Genomic DNA, 14329 nt, shown 5'->3' with positions numbered 1-14329 from the left:
AAGAAACTGCCTACATTTGCGATGTGCCCGTTTGGCGTATTATTACATCGATCGGGCCAACGATTATTAACACTTAACATTTTACTCATGTCAAAATCCTTACTTTTCGTGCTTGCTGGTCTCTTTGCAGGTACATTATCTGCCAGTCAGGCTCAAACCGTCGAGCTGACACCGGTTTGGGAAAGCGATACCACATTGCGGACGCCTGAAAGCGTTTTGTTTGAACCGGGTCAGAATGTGCTGTACGTGGCGTGCATCAACGGAGGCCCCAGTCTGGAAAACAAAAACAGCTACATTGCCAAAGTGGGTCTGGATGGAAAAGTGATTAAATTGAAGTTTGCAGAAAACCTCAATTCAACCAAAGGCATGGGCGTGTTGGGAGATAAGCTGTATGTGACGGAAATGACGCAGGTTGCCGAAATAGATCTGGCGACGGGCAAGATCCTGAACCGTTACCCCGTGGAAGGTGCCAAGTTCCTCAACGACATCGCCATTGATACAAAGAAGCGCGTGGTATACGTTACGGACTCCGGCCACGGCAAGGTATGGGCGCTGAACGGCGGGAAAATGGGCCTCGTGCTGGAAGGAGACCCGCTGAAAGGTACCAACGGGCTACTGTTTGAAAACAACCAACTGCTGATCGGCAATGGCGATGGCACGTTGTTCAGCCTGGATCCGGCAACGAAAAAGCTCAGCACCATAGCCAAAGTATCCGGCGGCATCGACGGTATCGTTGGCCTGGGCAAAAAGACCTACGTGGTTACCGAATGGGCTGGAAAAGTGTGGTACGTGAAAGCCGACGGAACAACCGAGCTCAAAAGCGACACTTCGCCGCAAAAGATAAACTCAGCAGACCTCGCCTATAATCCCAAAGCGAAGGTGCTGTATATTCCGACTTTTTTCCATAATACGGTAAAGGCTGTTTCTATTAAGTAAACGGTTTCCTTATAGACGGAGGGCTGGCGGAGGCACCATTCGGGTGCTTCGCCAGCCCTTTTTGTTGAATTGATGCAGAAATCAATCGAGCATATAGCCGTCGGGTAGCGCCGTATCGGGAACCGGTTTCCCGGCTGTTTCCAAAAGCGTCGTTTCAATCATCCTACTCATCGCGTTCAGTGGCAGGTCATTCGGCTCGGTACCAAAAGGGTCTTCCAGCTCATCCGCGATCGCTTCGAACGCTACAAATGTATAGGCGATGAAAACGGTGATGAGAGGCGTGATCCACCCCAGACTGTCGACCAGTCCGAAAGGCAGCAGAAAGCAATAAAGATAGACGGTACGGTGAAGCAGTACCTGGTAGGTGTAGGGAATGGGCGTGGATGCAATCCTCTCGCAACCTCCCACAATGTCGGATAGTTTATTCAGGTTTTCGTCGATAGCTACCTGACAAATCGGTTCGATGAGCCCGTTTTTCCGGGCTTCCTTTACCCAAATGCCCATCTCACGCATTAAAATAACCGGTTTGAAGCGTGCATTTTCCAGCATCCCGGCAAGTTCAGCAGGAAGTCGTTGTTGAATATCCGGAGAGGGATCGGTTTTCCTGAGCTGATGTTTCAGGCAGTAGGTGAATGCGATAAGCATATCGACGAATTCAGCTACCTCTTTGCCTTTGGGATCGTAGCCCGTGAGCGTGAGGGCCTGGCGTGCGAGCGAACGGGTGTCGTTCAGTAATGCGCCCCAGAGTTTTCGGCCTTCCCAAAACCGGTCGTAGCTGGCATTGTTGCGGAACCCGAGAAACAATGCCAATGCAATCCCGAAAATTGTGAAAGGTGCAGGGCTCAAAGGGATTTTGTAATGATAAAGCGTTCCGTTCACAAATACGATCAGGACTGAGACTAGCAGTAGCAGCAGCAGTCGCGGTACCAGTTGCGGGAGTACCGATCCGTGCCAGACAAAAAGCATCTTGAACCAGTGCTCTTTTTTTCGTTGGATCATCTTGGATTCTAATTTTTTGGCAATAACGGATAATTTCTAACCAAAAACGCCGCCCCACCAACTGTAAAAGTTAGCAGGGCGGCGTTCTGACGAGACACGGAGCAGGTTACTTGCTGACAACGATCTTTCGGGCAGTCTGTAAACCATCTTTGGTGATGATTTTAATCAGATATATACCGTTGGAAAGTTGACTGAGATCGATTCCCTTCTCGGGTACTGCACCCATTTGCACGACTACTTGCCCGTTGGTAGTGGCCAGCGAAATGTGGCTGACCGAATTCGGATCGATGCCGTTGATATGGAGGACGTTGGAAGCCGGATTGGGATACACCCTTACTCCGAGCCCGGTATTGCCCAGGTTCACGCTCGCGGTACGCGAGTAAGCGAAGGTATTGTCGCGATCAACGGTTTTAAGACGATAGTAGCTGATTCCCGAAAGCGGCGCTTCGTCAGTCGTCGTGTAGTTGCTTAGCTCGCGGCTGTCACCTATTGCTGCGGTTTCTGCAATCTTTTTCCAGGTTTTAGCGTCCTGGCTGCGTTCCACATCGAAATGGGAAGCATTGGTTTCTTCGGCCGTTTTCCATGACAGGCGAACCCGGTTTTCTTCCGGAACAGCTTCGAAAGCTACGAGTGTTACAGGCAATGGCCCTTCCCATGTGAGGGTGTAGGTAGCGGGGCTCGCGTCGGTCAGCCCGTCGGCATCCACGTATGCATATTCAACGGAGGTTTTCGAATATCCGGCACCGGTCATTTTGATGCTGAACAATGCGGGATTCGTGAATAGCCTCTTGGTAGTCACTTCGTTCTCGGTTACCAGGGACCCGTCATAATACAGTTCCCCATTGGTAGGAAGCGAAGCGATGATAACACCTTTCGGGTTGGCATTGGTACCCGTGTTACCTGCGTAAGTGCCGTCTTCCGGATCATTGCCTGAAAACAAAGGAGGGTTCCCTGTAACACCATTGAGCGGGATCACCTGGTCAACAGACGGCCTGCTGATGGACGTGGAGTGGTCATCTGAATTCGGTGGCTGGGGATAGGTGACGGTAATGGTCGCGTCGTCTTTGTTATTCTCCTGATTATCGTCGTTTTCGTTACCCTGCACAATCGCGGTATTCAAATAAGGGCCGGTCGCATTCACTTTGGCAGTAACCGTCATGGTAACGACTTCGTTTTCAGCCAGGTCGCCGATCGTCCATGTGTTGCTGGCTTCATTCCAGGAGCCTTTGGAAACATTGACATGCTCAGCGGTATAGCCGTCCGGAAGTTCATCGGTCACGATGACGCCCGTAGCGGTAATAGGATTGCCCGCATTCTCCGACAGCGGGATATTGGTTGCTTGAATCGTGAAGGTAACGGTTTCACCTACCTTGCTGGTTTCGGGAGACACCGTTTTGGTGACGGCCAGATCTACATCGGAAGTGTAATTGAAAAGCAGTTCGCGGACAATTTCATCGTTGTAAGCACCCGTCCACGTGTTAATGGTATTGTTTTGGCTAAAACCATTGTCCCCGTTGGCCCACCACTTATGGTCCGGACCAAATACGCCGGTCACATTCACGGGTACGCTTCTCGGGCTTAGCGTGCTGGTGCCGGGGATGTTGGCCCGCGCAATGTCAGAATCGTCCCAGTAAAGCTTGTCGTTGATTGGCTCGGTACCGGACCGGAGCGGCCGCACGTGTTTGATTGTAACACCCAGGCTTTGCTCCATGTCGTAGATCGGGAAATGGACCGGATAGAATAGCAGCGAGGATACGAAGTGGATCGCGGTGCCGCTCGGCACGTCCGCACCGGTGTTGTCCTTGCCGTTCCAATAAATCTGATAGGTCCCCGCGGCATTGTACTCGTTGGAAAGGATCACGTCTTTCCCGTCGTAGTAACCGTTGCCGTTGAGGTCGATCAGGATGTCGACAATGGAAGGGTTATCGATATTGACTGTGAAGGAAGCCTGGCCCGCAGCGGGTGTGGAGCCCGGTCTCCTGGAAAACACGGCCTGGAAATCTGCTATCGGGAGCGGTGGAGACGGCCACACACTGGCATCCGGATTACGCAGGAATAGCGGGAAATGCGCATTGGAAGAAGAGCCATTCATCGAACGGCGGTTTTGCTCGAATGTCAGGTTGTTCTTGGGGCCATTGAGGTTGGCAAAAAAGATGGCGTAGCCGGAGCTGCTGCCTCCGAAGTTGGCGTACTTCACGTAGAAGTCGTTGGCCGGCGTATAGGTGTTATCGATAGGTATGTAAAACCCGAAGTTGGCAGGGGAGGATGTAGCGCTGGACGAACCGGCCGTGCTGGGCAGATCGTTCACAATGCTCCAGTATTTACAGTAGAGGCGACCGTTCTGTCTGGTATAGCTGCCCGCGGATCCCGAAGCCACAGTAATATCCCAATAGTTGAATTCGAGATTGTTCGACCCGATTTCGACCCAGAAAGCCCTGTCGGCGCCGGTTGTGTTTTTAAATGAATAGGCCGTGTAGCCGCTTCCGGTGACCTGGGAAGGTCCGGCGGTAGCAGCCGCTGCATTGGACGGCCTGCCTGTGGCGCTGCCTGATCCCTGGGTGATATCCTGGTCCTGTACCTGGACCCTGTTCGGAGCGGCCGTAGCCGTGGGATAATAGCCCGTGGAAGAAGCGTCGTAGTACCAGTTGAAATGAACGGTAGTACTGCCCGAGGAAGTTCTGAAACCATAAAATACAGTTTCGTCTGCCTTAACCCACACGTACATACGGTGTGCAGGATTGTACGGCGTGCTGGCCGTGCCTGTGTTGGACGCAAGCATCATGAAGCCTCTGGTCACGTATCCGGTATTGCCTCCACCCGATGAAGATGTGGAAGGTACAAACAGGTTGGCTTGCCGGTTGTCGGTCACGCCCCAGGCTCCCGATCCTTCACCATGTGCACGGTTTGCGCCTGAGAAAACGGTTATGACTAGTATCAGGATACCTGGCAACGAGAGCCATCGCCTGGAAAATTGTTTTGCGAAGTGTTTAAACGTAAATTCTATTTGCATAGCTATTTATGAGGGTGTTTGGTTATGGAAAATACAAGGCAATGCCGGCCGGGAGCGGGCTCACGGAAGGTTCTCTTTCTGATCATTTACCTGGGTGCTTTTTAGGCTCTGGCCGTAGTATTTAGATACTACTACAAACCATTTATCGCCTTCGAATAATTACGCAGAATCTTTATGAGGGGGCTTTTGGGGAATCATAAGTGTCCTTCGTATTACTTCGCAAGTATAGCCGTTTCAGCCGGGCGGATTTGGCTTTTTGGGGTGACAATGGCTATTTCCTGGGGTGTAATACCGGCTTTGCGGGGGGAGGATTTCGTCCGATCAAATGCCTTCGGGGTACCTTGAAATGCTACTACAAAACCTCATCAGGAACGAGCTAGGGGCATTTTGCAGAAGTTACGACGGGGTTTGCGAGATGGTTCGTCTCGCATGAGGAGTTTCGCCGGGTAAGCGTGTAAAAATAGGTAACGGACGTCCGTCAACGCAAAAAGGCCGGTGGCAAATGCCTCCGGCCTTTTTAAAATTTGACACCAATTATAAGTTTTTAACAACCCATCAGAATGTATACCGCGCGCCGATCTGCATCTGGCAACGGGAAGCAAGCGGGTCGATTGAATAGGGTTTGCCTGGTCTGGTCCAGGTAAAGGTAGGGTCACCCGTGGTCGGGTTGGTGGCACGAGCCAGGCCGACGGACGCCGTCGAGTTGAATGTGTTCGGTGAAAAATATACGTACCCCAGTTTTTTGTCCACCAGATTCAGGAAGTTGAGGATATCGTAAGTGATCTGGATCGACTGTTCTCCTTTGAGCTTAAACTCGTGCATGAAGCGCAGATCGACGGTGTTATTCCACGGTGTGCGGCCTCCATTACGTTCCGTAAAATTGCCCTTCCGGGTTTTGAGATAAGAATCTGAATCGACAAAGGCCATAAAATCCGCGGCCTGCGTGCCGGTCGGGATCAGTTTTTGCGCTTCGGAGAGGTCTTTCGGAATATAGGCGAGGCTGTTGGCCTGTCCGGTTCCGTCGATAGTCGTGTTCACATATCCCCACGAATACGGCGTGCCCGATTGCAGTGCATAGAAGAGCGTCACGGTGGTTGCGTTTCTAGGGTTCCAGGTAGCGCGGTAGTTAATGCTACCCACAATGCGGTTTCGGATATCGAAGTTCGAATAGGCCAGTTTCGGGTCGTTCGGGCTGAGCGACTGGTTCAACTGCCAGTTGGATTCCATCGAATTGCGGATACCGTTGGTAATGTCGTACGATTTTCCGTATGTGTACGCGGCCGAGAAGCCGAAGCCCATCGGGAAAGCCTTCTGTACTTGCGCCGTGAGGCTGTAACGGTGGCCTTTGCTGGTATTCGAGAGCATATACGCGTTCGCGAAGTTGTTATCGATCCGCTGCGCGCCCGCCGACCCGTTGGCGGCTACATAAATAGGTTGCTGCTGCTGCGTGTCGTAGCTGTAATAGCGGACCACGTCTTTGGTGTTTACCTGCTGGAATTTCAAGTCCTGGATTACTTTGGTATACAGCCCTTCCAATGTAAACTTGTAGCCATCCACTGTGTAATCCACTGCCAGGTTGCTGCGGAACATCTGGGGCATTTTAAAGTTATTGTCGATCAAATCCACCTGGGTGCGTTTCACGCCTCCGTTGGCCGGATTGTTGTTGATCAGCACACCGCCATTCGGTACAAGCGGGTCGCCCACGAGCTTGGTTGCCGCCGCTGCATTGTTGTTGAAATCATATGCCCCATAGCCAACGCCGTTGTTGTAGAATGCATAACCGAGCCAGGCGAAAGGAATACGTCCGGTAAAGAGCCCGGTTCCGCCCCGGATGATGATGCTCTTATCACCTTTGACATCATACTTGAAGCCCAGGCGCGGTGATACCTGTACATTGTTCAGGTATTTGTTGTGGATCTGGTTCAGAGGGGTATAGGTGTAAGTGCTTCCGTAGCCCGGGTCGGTCGCGGCGGCATTCACCAACGGACTCAATGCAGGCTTTTTAGGCAATCCCGAATAATCGAGGCGGATACCTGGCGTGATTTTAAAACGACTGCTCAGCTCGATATCGTCCTGAATATAGGCGCTCAGCAAGTTTACGTTGAAATGCGCATACGGATTGTTGAACTGGTTGTCCAGGTTGTTGGTCGGGTCGTTGAACGGATAGGAGCCACGCACGCGGTTAGGGAGTGTTTTGCCGTCGGGGGTACCATTGCCAAGAAACTGGTCGAGGTTGCTGTAAGAGATCCGGCCGTTCGGGGAGTTGACAAAACCGTAGTCGATGGTGTAAAACTCGTTATGCGTGCCGACCGTGAAGGTATTTTTGCCCACATAAAAAGTAAAGTTGTCGGTCAACTCGAACGTCTTCTGTTTCAGGTTGAAAACGGATGCTTCGCGGTCATTGCCGAGGAAAATGGTACCCCCATTGTAGCCGATCTCAACCTGCGGGAAGGTCCGGACGTTCGCCAACGTGTTGCGGTAATCATGAATGACGGAATACCCCGCGATGAGGCTGTTGGAAGAGCGGCCGCCAAACTGGCTTTTCAACTCGGCAACCGTGCTGCTCTGGTTGTTATGCTGCTTGAAATCGATACTTCCGAAGCGGAAATTCTGCGAGTCGCGTTCGAGATTGGTAGCTTCGGAAAACACGGTATTGTTCCGGAGCGAAAGCTGGTGTTTCGCATTGATATTCCAATCGACGCGGTTGAAGAACTTGGTGCTTTTAGAATAGATAGAATAGTTGCCGTACGAACCTGCATCGAGCCCGTAGTTGGTTTTGACAAAATCACTGATCTTCTCCGCCACACTCGCATCCTTGATGAGCGAGGAAGCGGTACCGGCCTGGAACTGAACAGGGTCCTGGCGGCGAGTGACTTCCTCATTGGTGAAGAAAAACAGCTTGTCCTTGATGAGGGGTAATCCCACACGGGCGCCGGTCTGGTATTCATAGAACGTGCTGGGTAATTTTTCCTTCGCATCCGAAGCACCATTCCATTTGGTAACGAGCGCCGCATTCCGGCCGAAGCCGTACACCGAGCCTGTCACCTTGTTGGTACCGCTGCGGGTAACGGCATTCACCGAACCCCCTAAAAAGTTGCCCAGGCGCACATCGAACGGTGCAACGGCGACCTGAATATCCTGGATCGCATCGAGGCTGACGGGGTTGGTACGCGTACTCGATCCCGGTTGGCCGGTGGTACCCGTAGAGCCGCCCAGAGACGGGCTGAACCCGATCGCGTCGTTGTTGACGGCGCCATCCACCGTCACATTGTTGTAACGGAAGTTGGTTCCTGCAAAGGAGTTGTTGTTGGTTACCTGCGGAGAGGTACGGGTAATATCCGTCATACTCCTGGAAATGGTAGGCAACCGGCGAATGGTCTCCGCATTGATGTTGGAACCAGCCCCTTCGCGTTCACCGCCGCGATCGGCCTTCACCGTCACCTCGCTGAGCGTCTGGCTTTCGTCGTTCATCGACACATTCAGACTGGTCGTTTCACCCAGTTGCAGAACGATGTCGGAAAGGGTAGTGGTTTTAAACCCGATATAGGTAACGTCGATCCGGTAAGGCCCGCCAGCGTTCATGCTGTTGATGCGGTAGCGCCCGTCGGGCTCGGTGACAGTGGCATATTTAGTCCCTGTGGGCAGGTAAGTGGCTTGCACTGTGGCACCGATCAGGGCTTCATTTTTGGTATCGCTGACGATCCCGCTGATCCCGCTGGTCGTGATCTGCGCAGAAGCTGCCGAAGCGAAGAGGAGGCATGTAAAAAGTAGAGAAACAAAATGCTTCATAACATGTAACTAGCTAATTTGTACGGAACAAAACTTCCGTAAATATCACCAGCGCATGTTACGCCAATATTACGCAGACGCCCCTCAGGCAAGTCTTAATTACCTTTTAATTCTTTTTAAATACATTTTTAATGCAAATCGGGCCTGACGGACACCCGCAACCAAAGCCAATTTCTGCAACCCTGCTACTTCTGTGGCCAATTCAAACGTTCTATCCTCGTCTGCATGCTATTACTCGTCCGGTAAACATATTTAATCTGCCCTATAAATGCTTTTTCGGGAAACTTTGAAAGCAGAATCGGCATGGTTATCGATTTAATCTCCCCGAAGTTCTGGTCATTCCCGAGATAATTTTCGTTGAGCTGAAAAATCACGGAAACATATTTCAATGGTTTGTCCCGGATCTGGTCGTAAGCCCTGACACTCGCAGTCAGGTATTGCCCGAGGCTGTCGGCAAAGAGTTTTTCAGCTTCCTTGCTCGACTGCGCATTATAGGAGGCTTCGATATAATTGACCTTTTGGCGTTCAGTGGCAGAGGTAAGTGCCGTAAATGGCAACGTGAGCAACAGCATCAATCCATATGAGATTAAAACGGGAACGAGAACTTGCCCGAAATTAACTTTTGGCTGTTCAACGGTCTTGTCAAATACTTCAAGTCTGGTTCCGGCAATTCTGTCGCCGAGTCGTCTGCTGGTATTACTGAGCGCGATGATCGCTTCAACAGGCCACAAAACGAGCGGTAAATTCCGGACAAAGCATTTCATGGGACTTGCTGCCAGGCCCGTTTCATTGTCGACGACCTGCAAGTTTAAAATTCGCTTTGCAAAACTCCGGCCATTGATACCATCTTTACAGAAGTACAATGCGAAGCCGATCAAATAGATGTAAAAGAACGATCCGCCCATAAAATCGAAGCTTTCCTGCTCATGCGTTACTTCAAATGCATTCGAGAAAGTCGAGACCATTCCCGGAACAGCAAAGACCATCACGATCATAATCGTGAAAACATAGTCCATTAACATCGAACCAAGCCTTGTACCCGTGGAAATTGGGGAATTTGTACTGATAGTAGTCATTGTAGGGTTGTTATTGTGGTATTAAAACATAATGAAGCTCCTTGTCCAAATCTACTTGGATAAACCTTCGATAATTGTTTCCAGCCAGGCTTCCTGATTGGATTTTTTGAAGACGATGTCCCGGCACTGATTGAATTTGACGAATGCTCTGAGGGCCCGGACAAACTGTTCGATTGTCGGCTCGTCGAGGTCGACGGCTTCAAAATGCAGGTTATGGACGATCAATACCTTTTGTTTGCGATCTGCCTTCGCATCCATTCTGGCGATGAATTTTTCGCCGGCAAGAACCGGTAGTGAAAAATAGCCGTATTGCCGCTTCGGGGCGGGTACGAAGCATTCGATCTGGTAGTCGAAACCGAAGAAATCTTTCAGGCGGTGGCGGAAGACGTTCAAAATGTCAAACGGAGAGAGGATAAAAACCTCGCTGGATATTTCAGGGTTCATTTCCTGCCCGGGGAGCATGTAGAGGGGACCTTTCAGATCTTCGACGACTACGGTCATTACTTCGCCGGAACGGGCCATTTTTTCCAGCTCCTTCTTAATCAGGTTCCCCTTCACGCGGCGGGCGCGCCACGCGATCTCCCTGGCGTTGGCAATACCGAGTGCGCCCAACGTGCGACGGATCACGAAATGTGCGTATTCTGCATCATCGGGCATGGTAAGGTCGGTTTCGCGGGGTACCACATTAACCGGCAGTACATACACTTTCTGAAAGCCCTTCGTTCGATGGATCATCAAGTCGCCGTTCAGGTAAAGCCTTTCGAGCGCCACTTTGGCCGGTCGCCAGTCCCACCAGCCAGAGCTCGCTTCCACGCGGTCGTTCTCAAAATCACCGACCATGAGCGACTCTTCCCGTTCCGCGCGGTCGAGAATCTCTTTCATCAGCCTGACTTCCGCAGGGGAAAGCGGTGCGCGCTGCGTTTTGAAGGCCCTTTTTACGGGCAACGAAAACCGGAAATCATGCATAGGCAGATAGCCCGCATCCGAAGTGAAATACTCGAAGATGCTTCCGTCCTCACAAAGCTGACCCAGCCATTCGGTGCGATAGTCGGGGATGCGGGCTGCCATCACATGATGATGGGCGCGCTCCACGACGTAGTTTGTATCCAATTGTACGAAACCCAGGTGGTCGATCAGTCGGTAAACGGCTTCGATCCCGGTCCCGAACTGTGATTTCCGGGCGAGTCCGGCGGCATGGAGGATAATCTTTCGGGCTTGGGTCTTGGTCAGGCTGATAGGTTCCATGTTGTACTTTCGATTTGAAAAGTCTTCGAAAGTACAAAATAGGATCGTTGATTTTCGCTCGTTTCAGTATTTGAAGCTGACCTCCGATTCGTCGTCTGCCTGCGGAATCCCCGGATAGCGGACCGTGACTTTCATGCGCCGTATCTTTTTGTCCGCTACCTGAAACTCCTGTGTTGTGATCCGCTCCGGTTTGAATACGCCATGCTTATCAGGTATTTCATAAGTAATTTGCAGTGGCAGCCGGCCCTTCATAGCGTGGAGCACCGGGAAATTATAGATGGCATAATGCGGGTTGCTGAAATCCTCGATAAAGAGCCAGGGATCGTGGTCGAATTCCGCTGAAAAGCCTTTGAGGTTCGTAAGCGTCTGGTAGCCATCCGATTGCTCTGATCGGACACGTACCAGCTCACCGGCCTTGTCGTATTCGTAATGGTGCACGATGTCCATCCGTGTGCCTGCGGGCGTGATCTGATAACGTTCCAGTTTCCGGACGATACCATCGTCGTCGTACAGGAACACGAGTTTTTGCGAATTGTCGTACGGCCCGGCCTCCTTTTTCATCATATACATGGTTTTGAGTCTGCCTTGATGGTCGAATTCGTAGCGCTTTTTAGATATCGAGCCTGCTACATTAATTTCCGAGAGGGTTTTGCCGACATATTCATACGTTTTCAGCTCGGTCTGGCCGCGGGAGCCTATGTAGTTGATGTGGTGAATGCTGCTGTCGGAATTGTAGCTGACGGCACCCTGGTACTCAAACGTTTCCCAATCGATTTCGCGGATCAGATGGCGGGGAGGTGGTGCGGTACCGTCCGGTACCGGTTCGGGATCTGTTGCTTTGTCGTTGGAACAAGCGGTGAAAAAAAGGAGTGTTACCCACAAAATTGCGGTGAGCGCGCTTTGGTGCACGGTTTTCATGGCTGATAAAATTGGTTGGGATAACGAACGGGCCGGGGATGCAAAGCGAATGCCCTTGAAAGTACCGGCAAGTTTACCGGTTTGACGCTGATGCACCAACATCCGGCGACAGACGGCACGTTTGCGGAGACCAATGACCGTAGCCGGCGTGTCGATGTGTTGCGTATAAAGATTATCGTTATTTAACGGAATCCCCTTTCAATATGGAGACGCTGCTTTCACCAGTGCCAGTGGCCATTGGATGATTACAGCAGTTCGAGTGCATTCAGGGTCTTTCCAGGCGATGGCTTGCTGGGTTGTTTTGTATATTATTTATTTTTTTTGCAATTAAACAAAGATGGTTTTTTCGGATTTTTCTTTTCTTTGTCAAAAAACGTCACATCACTTATTCAACGGAAGCCAACCGGGATGTCTATTTTTACCAGAGTTGAATCAGATTTGAGCAGTGAGCTGCATATCTGGCATCGTTTCAAGCAAGGGGATATTCAGGCTTTTCAGGCACTTTACCAGCGCCATGTCAAGAACCTGACCAGCTATGGCCACCGGCTGACACCCGACAGGCAACTGCTGGAAGATGCCGTACACGATCTTTTCATTGATCTTTGGAGGAGAAGAGAGCACCTTACCGAAGCGGAGAATGTCAAATTTTACCTGTTCCGGGCATTGCGTAACCGGCTTTTGCGTAATGGCAGAAACGATGTTTTCGAGCAGGCCGAGGATATCGACGGCTTCCTCGACTACCTGGTAGCCCTTTCCAGTGAGCAGCAGCATATTAACTCCGAGGAGACCCAGGCGCGTACCCATCGGGTGCGCAGCGCGGTTGAAGGTCTGTCGGACCGGCAAAAGGAAGTCATAAACCTGCGTTTTTACCACGGAATGGGGCTTGATGAAATTTCGGCGGTGATGGGACTTTCGAAGCAGGGCGTGAGCAACCTGCTCTATAAATCGTATGCCGTGCTGCGTACCAGGCTCAGCGACTTGACGATCCTGTCGCTGCTCGTTCCGCTGGGCGAGCTGCCTTTGTGGCTTTCTTGAAATGAATTTGAGAAATAATGGCTGATGATAGGTTAGTTTTCAGCCATTGTTGTACCTGTTAGTTGTGCGCGTACCATTTATCCCTGACCATGAATGATGAAAGTTTAAATATCGAGGATCTTTTGGGTAATGATTCCTTCATAAGCTGGGTGCTGCATGACAAGGATGCATTGTGGTGGGAAGAATTTATCCGGCTGAACCTGGACAAGCGGGAAGTGGTCGAAAAAGCCTCGAAAATAGTGCTGGAACTGCACCGGGCCGAGGAGGAGTTGATCCCCTCCATAGATGAGCAGAAACTGTGGCAAAGGATCGAATCGTCGGCGGAGAACCGGGAGGAACCCGTCGGCTCCAAACCTGCCCGAAAGCTGCTTGTGACGTTTCTGGCGGCTGCGTGCGTAACGGTGGTGGCCGTATTGGGCATCTTCCAGGCCATGCGCCCGGACAGGAAGCGGGTTACCTATAAGGAGCTGCTTACCCACGCGAAAGTCGAAAACCAGCTTCTTGAAAAGGAGAACCTGGGCGCGGCACCCATGCAGGTCCGGCTGGAAGACGGAACGGTTATTACGTTAGGTAAGAATAGCCGGCTGAGCTATCCGGCCCATTTTCAAAAACATAAACGCGAGGTTTTCCTGAGCGGGGAGGCATTCTTCGACGTAAGCAAAGACCCCGCTCGTCCATTCCTGGTTTATGCCAACGAGACGGTGACCAAGGTGCTGGGAACGAGTTTCGAGATCAGGGCATTTGAAAACAGTCAGAATGTGACGGTGCATGTCAGGACAGGGCGTGTCTCGGTGTACAAGCAAAGCCGGATCCAGATGGACGATCCGGAGACAACCGGGCTATTGCTGCTGCCTAATCAGAAGGGGACGTTCAACCGGGACAGCGAGACGCTCGTCAAAAACCTCGTGCCCGATCCATTACCCATCGCGCCGATTACAGATACCCGAAAGTTCAAGTTCGACGAGGTTCCCGTTACCGAAGTATTTGCGGAAATTGAAAAGATATACGGCGTACAGATCCTGTGCGATCACGAATTGCTGGCCAAATGCATTATCTCCACCACGATCCGTAATGAATCGCTGTACGACAACCTGGATGTGATTTGCCGCACCATAGGCGGTAATTACAAGGAAATCGACGCCCAGATCGTGGTCGATTCGAAGGGGTGCTTTTAATGAAACAGGCCTTGAAGGGCCCGACCGAAAGCAGTGAGGGACGTCTTGAAGATTTATTGATAAAAAATCGAAAAATAATTTAATAGGGGAGGTTAGTTTTTCCGAAGTCCTGTACCTGTATAAATAGAACGGCCGGATGGTTTCCC

The 14329-nt window shown here is 51.2% G+C and carries 9 protein-coding genes; 3 read left to right on the top strand and 6 right to left on the bottom strand.

Annotation, left to right across the window (positions count from 1 at the left end; all coding sequences use genetic code 11):
• Window positions 1–87 precede the first annotated feature (87 nt).
• A complete protein-coding gene (locus J7619_RS30225; RefSeq protein ID WP_291208073.1) occupies window positions 88–936 on the top strand; it encodes a YncE family protein in 849 nt (282 codons plus the stop codon).
• Between the two features lie 81 nt (window positions 937–1017).
• Here the strand turns inward: J7619_RS30225 and J7619_RS30220 are convergent, their stop codons facing one another.
• The 6 genes from J7619_RS30220 to J7619_RS30195 all read right to left on the bottom strand — a co-directional run bounded on the left by J7619_RS30220 (window position 1018) and on the right by J7619_RS30195 (window position 11973).
• On the bottom strand, window positions 1018–1935 hold the full coding sequence (locus J7619_RS30220; RefSeq protein ID WP_291208071.1) for a bestrophin family protein: 918 nt from the start codon (window positions 1933–1935) through the stop codon (window positions 1018–1020).
• A gap of 106 nt (window positions 1936–2041) precedes the next feature.
• Window positions 2042–4945 carry a T9SS type A sorting domain-containing protein gene (locus J7619_RS30215; RefSeq protein WP_291208069.1) on the bottom strand — a complete coding sequence of 968 codons (2904 nt, stop codon included), beginning with the start codon at window positions 4943–4945 and terminating at the stop codon, window positions 2042–2044.
• Window positions 4946–5500: 555 nt separating this feature from the next.
• Entirely contained in the window at window positions 5501–8734 is a 3234-nt protein-coding gene (locus J7619_RS30210) for a TonB-dependent receptor (RefSeq protein WP_291208067.1), read from the bottom strand.
• Window positions 8735–8919: 185 nt separating this feature from the next.
• Window positions 8920–9810 carry an RDD family protein gene (locus tag J7619_RS30205; RefSeq protein WP_291208065.1) on the bottom strand — a complete coding sequence of 297 codons (891 nt, stop codon included), beginning with the start codon at window positions 9808–9810 and terminating at the stop codon, window positions 8920–8922.
• A gap of 51 nt (window positions 9811–9861) precedes the next feature.
• The gene (locus J7619_RS30200) at window positions 9862–11055 is read right to left on the bottom strand and encodes a winged helix-turn-helix domain-containing protein (protein WP_291208063.1); all 1194 of its coding nucleotides are present in this window, start codon (window positions 11053–11055) and stop codon (window positions 9862–9864) included.
• 63 nt (window positions 11056–11118) lie between these two features.
• The gene (locus tag J7619_RS30195) at window positions 11119–11973 is read right to left on the bottom strand and encodes a hypothetical protein (protein ID WP_291208061.1); all 855 of its coding nucleotides are present in this window, start codon (window positions 11971–11973) and stop codon (window positions 11119–11121) included.
• Window positions 11974–12381: 408 nt separating this feature from the next.
• Here J7619_RS30195 and J7619_RS30190 point away from each other — a divergent pair, with 408 nt between their 5' ends.
• Together J7619_RS30190 and J7619_RS30185 are read left to right on the top strand one after the other, a co-directional pair.
• The gene (locus tag J7619_RS30190; protein ID WP_291208059.1) at window positions 12382–13008 is read left to right on the top strand and encodes an RNA polymerase sigma factor; all 627 of its coding nucleotides are present in this window, start codon (window positions 12382–12384) and stop codon (window positions 13006–13008) included.
• Window positions 13009–13097: 89 nt separating this feature from the next.
• Window positions 13098–14183 (top strand): FecR family protein, encoded by a 1086-nt coding sequence (locus J7619_RS30185; protein ID WP_291208057.1) that lies wholly within the window; start codon window positions 13098–13100, stop codon window positions 14181–14183.
• Window positions 14184–14329 lie beyond the last annotated feature (146 nt).

The organism is Dyadobacter sp. (genome assembly GCF_017744695.1).
Classification (GTDB): Bacteria; Bacteroidota; Bacteroidia; order Cytophagales; family Spirosomataceae; genus Dyadobacter.
Note: the sequence above shows the minus strand (reverse complement) of the source record. Positions and strands in the feature narration are given on the sequence as shown.

Bases quoted from the DNA above. Each gene is read 5' to 3' on its own strand.
- J7619_RS30225 (WP_291208073.1), top strand. From the start codon at position 88: ATGTCAAAATCCTTACTTTTCGTGCTTGCTGGTCTCTTTGCAGGTACA.
- J7619_RS30220 (WP_291208071.1), bottom strand. From the start codon at position 1,935: ATGATCCAACGAAAAAAAGAGCACTGGTTCAAGATGCTTTTTGTCTGG.
- J7619_RS30215 (WP_291208069.1), bottom strand. From the start codon at position 4,945: ATGCAAATAGAATTTACGTTTAAACACTTCGCAAAACAATTTTCCAGG.
- J7619_RS30210 (WP_291208067.1), bottom strand. From the start codon at position 8,734: ATGAAGCATTTTGTTTCTCTACTTTTTACATGCCTCCTCTTCGCTTCG.
- J7619_RS30205 (WP_291208065.1), bottom strand. From the start codon at position 9,810: ATGACTACTATCAGTACAAATTCCCCAATTTCCACGGGTACAAGGCTT.
- J7619_RS30200 (WP_291208063.1), bottom strand. From the start codon at position 11,055: ATGGAACCTATCAGCCTGACCAAGACCCAAGCCCGAAAGATTATCCTC.
- J7619_RS30195 (WP_291208061.1), bottom strand. From the start codon at position 11,973: ATGAAAACCGTGCACCAAAGCGCGCTCACCGCAATTTTGTGGGTAACA.
- J7619_RS30190 (WP_291208059.1), top strand. From the start codon at position 12,382: ATGTCTATTTTTACCAGAGTTGAATCAGATTTGAGCAGTGAGCTGCAT.
- J7619_RS30185 (WP_291208057.1), top strand. From the start codon at position 13,098: ATGAATGATGAAAGTTTAAATATCGAGGATCTTTTGGGTAATGATTCC.